Source organism: Methanococcoides sp., assembly GCF_030594565.1.
Classification (GTDB): domain Archaea; phylum Halobacteriota; class Methanosarcinia; order Methanosarcinales; family Methanosarcinaceae; genus Methanococcoides; species Methanococcoides seepicolus.
The window spans coordinates 1-6510 of the sequence record NZ_JAUVEY010000124.1 but is presented as its reverse complement, the minus strand read 5'-3'; the positions used below and the strand labels follow the sequence as shown (position 1 = coordinate 6510).

Genomic DNA, 6510 nt, shown 5'->3' with positions numbered 1-6510 from the left:
GGATATGGTGGGTGGCAGTATGTTCTGTTTCCAGAAGGAACAGAATATCGTGAATATTGCCGGAGTGAAGCTGGGCGGGCAGCCCGGTGAGCTACCGACAGTCCTTGCAGGTACTATCTTCTATGAAGGGCATAAAATTGTAGAGAATGCGGATATCGGGATATTTGACCGGTTCGCTGCTGAGGACCTTGTGAATGTGCAGGACCTGATGTCGGATGAGACCGGTAATCCTTCGATAGTGCATATCTTTGCCAACACTGTCGAAAGTATGCAGAAATATATTGACTTTGTATCATCTGTAACTGATTCTCCATTCATAATCGATTCTCCGCAACCGGAGGTCAGAATGGCTTCTGCTGAGTATGTTACTGATATCGGCCTTGCTGACAAGACAATCTACAATTCCATCAATATGAGCATCACAGAAGCTGAATGCGAAGCACTCCGGCTTTCTGACATTGACAGTTCCATTGTTCTTGGTTTCAATGCAATGGATTCTTCCCTTGAGGGAAGGATGTCCCTTCTTGAAGATGGGGGCAAACTGCTTGACAAGGGATTGATCGAAGTGGCAGAGGACTGTGGTATTAGTAATATCCTTATTGATCCGAGCATTACCCCCATGGGTAATGGTGCAGGCATTGCACTTCGTATGACAATGGCAGCCAAGGAGAAATGGGGATTCCCGGTAGGTTCAGGTATTCATAATGCTCCTTCCTCATGGAGATGGCTCAAGGAGAAGAAGAAGCTCGATCCTCTTGTATATCGCATGTGTGATATCGGAACGGTAACGATGCAGCAATTAGTTGGTGGTGATTTTGTACTTTATGGTCCTATAGAGAATGCCCTGTACACCTTCCCAATGGCTGCAATGGCTGATATTATGATAGCGGAAGCTTCAGCCGATCTGGTTTTCCAGACAGCTTCCAGTCACCCTCTTAACAGGCTGGTCTGAAATCGACCGCCTTGGAAATGTTTATGTATTGTTTCCATGCATATTTCTTTTTAACTTTCCCAGATTGGTCAGGATGAAAGAGCTTAAGGTCAGTATATCTGATGAGTTATATGAGGAATTGTCCTATGTTGAGGATAGGGATTCCTTTGTGGCAGCACTTCTTGAATAAGAGCTGGAAAGGGCAGAATGCGAAGCTCTGGTGTCGAACGACAGCTTAAAGGATGCAGATGTCAGGGATGCTTTGGACATCATACCGGTTCAGGAAGGTGGCTGAACCGACTATATCATGCTTTGATGTTCTGAATGAACCTGGTGACGATGGAAATGATATGTCTATCGAGATTGTCGGAAAAGTCCTCTTACTTATATGAATTTCACGCACAGTCTCTACACTATATTCTCATTCTTCAATAATCTGTGTATCCGTGTAAATCCGTGTCTGAAAAACGGAATGACATGCATACACTATTATCGAGTCAACCATACAATGTTGCTACATGGAAAGGGGCAATACAGATGCTAAAAACGTCGCGACCACACGCGCGCAGCGCGGCACGTTCCTGCACCACGGCCATGAAATACAATACCGTTTTCAAGCGGCGGCGTATTTGCTGTTCTGAGAATTGTATGTTGGGCCATGGGTTTGATAGCAGTGGAATGCGCGCCTGTGGCGAAGATCGATGCTACGGTTTTTGTAGATACCTATGGTCATTTTGGTGTTTCGAAAATTATGCCATATGATCTATGCACTTCATAACCCGACACTTGAAAGTTGACTCGACACTAGTAGACACTACCAAGAATAAGGCAGAATGTGCCGGTTCAATAGTAGTATTGGTTAATCCTGCATACACTTCCCAGATGTGTTCAAGGTGTGGAATTATTGTCAAAAAGGAATTGAAAGACCGCATTCACGATTGTTCGTGTTGTGGCCTTAAATTAGATAGAGATCACAATGCATCTATCAACATACTGAGATTGGGACTACAATCTCTTGACTGAAAAATCATGGAAGCCCACGATCTTTAGTCGTGGGAGTAGTCACTCTCTGATAGCACCTTTGCTTGCTGAAGACACCATCTTTCGATAGCGTGCAAGGTATCCGGTGGCTTCCTTTTCAACCGGTTCGAACAAGGCCCTTCTCTTTTCAAGTTCCTCCTCCGGAACTTTGAGCTCAAGTCTTCTTCCAGGCATGTCTATCTCAATGATGTCGCCTTCCTGTATCAATCCAATAGGGCCGCCCTCATAAGCTTCAGGGGATATATGTCCTATGCATGGACCTCTTGTACCGCCTGAGAACCTTCCGTCAGTAATGAGTGCAACGGAATCGATAAGTCCCATTCCTGCTATGGCGGATGTCGGGGAGAGCATCTCTCGCATTCCTGGTCCTCCTTTTGGTCCTTCGTACCTGATGACCACAACGTCACCTGATCTGATATCTCCTTTAAGGATGGTTTCCATTGCCTCCTCTTCACTGTCGAAGACCCTTGCAGGTCCGGTGTGCCTGAGCATCTTCTCATCAACGGCAGACTGTTTGACCACAGCTCCATCAGGGGCAAGGTTTCCTTTCAGGACCGCAATACCGCCTTCCTCGTGGAGTGGTTCTTCGATTGTCGTGATAACGCGTGCGTTCGTCTTTGGGTTGACAATGACGAATTCCTCGATGTTCTCACCAATGGTCTTTCCGGTGACCGTTTTCTCGTCAAGGTTGAGCTTTGTTACGAGTCTCTTCAGAATTGCATGAACTCCGCCAGCTCTCTCAAAGTCGATCATGAAGTTCTCTCCACCAGGTCTAAGTCCTATCAGGTGGGGAGTTGTCTTGCTCAGTTCATTGAACTTCTCAAGAGGAAGCTCAAGCCCGAATTCGTGTGCTATGGCGGGCAGGTGAAGTGTCGTGTTGGTACTTCCTCCGACCGCAAGGTCCACTCTTATCGCATTCTCGAATGACTTATCAGTGACTATCTGACGTGCGGTAAGTCCTTCGCTTACCATTGCAACGATCCTTTCTCCTGACTCCTTTGCAATGCGCATCTTTTTCGCATCTACTGCATGTGCGGTCGCACATCCTGGAAGACTGAGCCCGAGAGCCTCTGTCATACATGCCATTGTGTTTGCAGTGAACATTCCTGCACAGGAGCCTGCACCACAGCAACAGAGATCTTCAAGCTGTTTAAGTTTCTCAGATGAGACTGCACCGCTCTGGCAGGCGCCAACACCCTCAAAAACGGATACAAGGTCTGTGTATTTATCATCAACGAATCCTGGGAGCATTGGGCCGCCTGTCACAACAATTGCCGGAATGTCCACTCTTCCGGCAGCCATCAGGTGTCCAGGGGTGATCTTGTCACATGAAGTGACCATGACCATGCCGTCCATCTGCTGTCCCTGCAACATTATCTCAATAGTATCTTCTATTGCTTCCCTGCTTGGAAGTGAGTATTTCATACCTTCATGTCCCATTGCGATCCCATCGCAGACACCTATTGTATGGAACTCGAAAGGAACTCCGCCTGCATTGCGAATACCGGCCTTTACAGCTTCTGCTACTTTGTCAAGGTGAATATGTCCCGGAATGAACTCTGTCCAGGAATTCACAACAGCTATGAACGGTTTTTTCATCTCAGAATCCGTCACTCCCATAGCTTTCAAAAGCGATCTGTTCGGCGCTCGTGCGTCTCCTTTCTTTGTATTGTCACTTCTCATATGATAACCTCGTAAATGCAATGACCAACTATTCTACACGATTAAACTATATGAATAATATGGCATATTATATCAAAAGGTTCATTTGTGAACTACCACCCATTAAAATGGGTGGCTTCCTGCTTCATAGCCGTCCCAAGGGACGTGACTCCACAGGCTCATCCCGTAGTCCCTACGGTGCTTAAATTCAAAATGTTAATGGCTGCGTTAACGTCCCGATCCAACACGAGTCCACAATGCGGACAGGTATGGATGCGTGCACTCAATCCCTTTTTGACAATGTTCCCACAATTACTGCAGGTTTGTGACGTATTATACGGGTTAACCAACTCGACATGTTTACCAGCTTCTTCCGCTTTGTATTCTGTCATTTGAATAAGTTGACCCCATGACGCATCGTGAATGGATTTACTTAAATGATGATTTTTGACCATGTTCCTGATCTTAAGATCCTCAAACACGACCAAATCATAATCATTGACCAGATCACGGCTCAGTTTATGATTGAAATCTTTCCTCTGGTTAGCGACTTTTCGATGTATCTTTGACACAACTTTACATTGCATCTTCCAGTTATTCGAATATTTCTGTTTTTTGCTTAACCTACGTTGCCGGACTGCGAGCTTCTTTTCAGCATTACGGTAAAACTTAGGCGGATTGACCTGTTCACCATTACTCAAGGAAATCACGGATGTCAGTCCCACATCAATCCCGACTGATGTTTGGGGTACAACTTTTCGTGGTGCTCTCCCCAGATCAACCGAAAAGATCGCATACCACTGATCACCTTCATGTTTGATCATGCATGTCTTAATCTTGCCTTCGATCTCACGGTGAAGTTTTATCTTAATTGTACCGAGTTTAGCGAGTTTAAGTTTACCATCGACAAACTTCACACTGCCGTTCGAAGCCTGTGGATACGTGAAACTGTTGTACCTGTTCCTACCCTGGAAACGTGGATACCCAGGTTTCTCTCCATTGGTAATTCGCCTGAAGAATGCATCCATTGATTTACCCAGTCTTCGTGGAATATCCTGCTTGACCTGAGAATATATTTCAATATCAGTTTCTAAGAACCGTACCTGTCGAACCTGTTCCTCGGTATGTATACCCTATCCACATCTATGATAGGCATTCCGCCTATCTTCCAGGAACTCATTGTAAATGTGTCTACAATAGTTAAGAATCCGAATGAATGCGATTTCCTGTTTTTTAGTAGGGTGTAACCTGAACTTATAGTTCTTTTTCACATTTTATTATACATAAGTGTCATTTAAGTATTTTTCGTACATGTATGAAAATATTTAATGATCAAAAAAACAACGCAATTCATCCACCTGTTTCATCTTGCAGTTATACTGCAAGACATCCAGATTGATCTGGATGTTTTCCATGAAATGAAACTCCCATTAAATCTTCGATTTAATGCGAGATTAAAATCGGTGGTCTTCTTGCTATAAATTGATAAACTATCCTTCCTTTTAGTATCTCATGAGAGCTGTGATAATAGATGGTTATGTGGATGAACCGGCATGTTTCGGAGTCCCGCCCTATATTTCTCCTTATATTCGTTACATAGCCGGAGCCCTGCGTGAAAAGGGCTTTTTAGAGCATGACATTGATTATTTTACCATCGACAGTCTCAGAACAGCAACTCCTGATGATGTCCAGCTCTTAAAAAAAGCTGATATTGTGGTAATATTGTCCGGTATGACGGTTCCCGGTAAATACCTCCGTTCCTCACCGATAACTCCCGGTGAGATCGAGAACCTCTGCACCCTTGCTTCAGGTATCAAGGTCCTAGGTGGTCCCATCCGTCTTGGTTTCAGTAAAGAAGGTGGCAAAGGTGCAAAAGAGCTTGGAATTGATGCCGAGGATACTATTCTCGCAAAAAGTGATATCGAAGCTTTTGTCTATGACCTTTTCGAAAATGGTAAACTCTGTGATCCTGAAGATATTTCCCACAGGATGAGGACCGTGGATGAGATCGGCAGATGGTCTAAGCTCGGTGCTTTCATAATAGCTCAACATCCCGATTATCCTCACGTTATGTGTGAAATGGAAACCTATCGCGGATGTGGTCGCAAGGTACACTGTTCCTTCTGCACTGAACGGTTCTACGGTCATTCCGATCACCGTCCTGTTGCAGATGTAATTGCTGAAGTATCTTCACTTTATGATCTCGGTGCGAGGAACTTCCGTATTGGGAGGCAGCCGGACCTATTAAGTTATCATGCTAAGGATATAGGTGCTGATGTTCTTCAGCCGAGCCCGGACGTTCTGGAAACTCTTTACAGTGGTATACGAAAGGTCGCACCTGAACTGAAAGTTCTGCACATGGATAACACGAACCCTGCAACGATGGTCGCCTATCCGGAACAGAGCCTCGAGATATTGAAGACCATCGTGAAATATCATACCTCTGGCGATATCGCAGCATTGGGCATAGAAAGTGCGGACCCTGCCGTTGTTCGTGCGAATGACCTCAAAGTACACCCGGATGATGTGTTCGATGTAATTAAGATGATAAACGATGTTGGTTCGGCAAGGGGTGGCAGTGGTTTGCCAGAGCTGCTTCCGGGATTGAACTTTGTTCATGGTCTGCCTGGGGAGACCAAGAAGACATTCGAGCTGAACTATGATCTCCTTAAGGATGTACTGGATTCCGGGCTTCTTGTAAGAAGGATAAATATTAGGCAGGTAATGGCATTTCCGGGAACGAAGGTGTATGGGAACGATGACCTTGTTTACAAGCACAAAAAACTGTTTCTCAAATACAAAGAAAAGATCAGAAAGGAGATCGACCTGCCTATGTTAAGGAAGATCGTGCCGATCGGAACTGTGCTCAAGGATGT

General features: G+C 45.1%; 6 protein-coding genes and 1 pseudogene. 4 read left to right on the top strand and 3 right to left on the bottom strand.

What is annotated here, in order from left to right; translation table 11 throughout:
* The first annotated feature begins 19 nt into the window (after positions 1-19).
* From mtrH to QAS77_RS09565, 3 genes are all read left to right on the top strand, one after another.
* Positions 20-952 (top strand): tetrahydromethanopterin S-methyltransferase subunit H, encoded by a 933-nt coding sequence (gene mtrH / locus QAS77_RS09575; RefSeq protein ID WP_305065199.1) that lies wholly within the window; start codon positions 20-22, stop codon positions 950-952.
* Positions 953-1179: 227 nt separating this feature from the next.
* The gene (locus tag QAS77_RS09570; RefSeq protein WP_305065196.1) at positions 1180-1323 is read left to right on the top strand and encodes a hypothetical protein; all 144 of its coding nucleotides are present in this window, start codon (positions 1180-1182) and stop codon (positions 1321-1323) included.
* Between the two features lie 373 nt (positions 1324-1696).
* On the top strand, positions 1697-1954 hold the full coding sequence (locus tag QAS77_RS09565) for a transposase (protein WP_305065194.1): 258 nt from the start codon (positions 1697-1699) through the stop codon (positions 1952-1954).
* A 39-nt stretch (positions 1955-1993) separates the two neighbouring features.
* On the opposite strand, the gene ilvD is transcribed toward QAS77_RS09565, so the two are convergent.
* From ilvD to QAS77_RS09550, 3 genes and pseudogenes are all read right to left on the bottom strand, one after another.
* Positions 1994-3655: a dihydroxy-acid dehydratase gene (ilvD, locus tag QAS77_RS09560; RefSeq protein ID WP_305065192.1), complete on the bottom strand. Its 1662-nt coding sequence runs from the start codon at positions 3653-3655 to the stop codon at positions 1994-1996.
* A gap of 158 nt (positions 3656-3813) precedes the next feature.
* Complete coding sequence (locus QAS77_RS09555; RefSeq protein WP_305065197.1) at positions 3814-4716, bottom strand: RNA-guided endonuclease InsQ/TnpB family protein; 903 nt, start codon at positions 4714-4716, stop codon at positions 3814-3816.
* Between the two features lie 120 nt (positions 4717-4836).
* Positions 4837-4905 (bottom strand): annotated as a pseudogene (locus QAS77_RS09550) (helix-turn-helix domain-containing protein); the annotation flags it as partial.
* Positions 4906-5146: 241 nt separating this feature from the next.
* On the opposite strand from QAS77_RS09550, the gene QAS77_RS09545 reads away from it, so the two are divergent.
* Positions 5147-6510, top strand: a 1364-nt coding sequence (locus QAS77_RS09545) for a radical SAM protein (RefSeq protein ID WP_305065190.1), incomplete at its 3' end; no start/stop codon positions are given.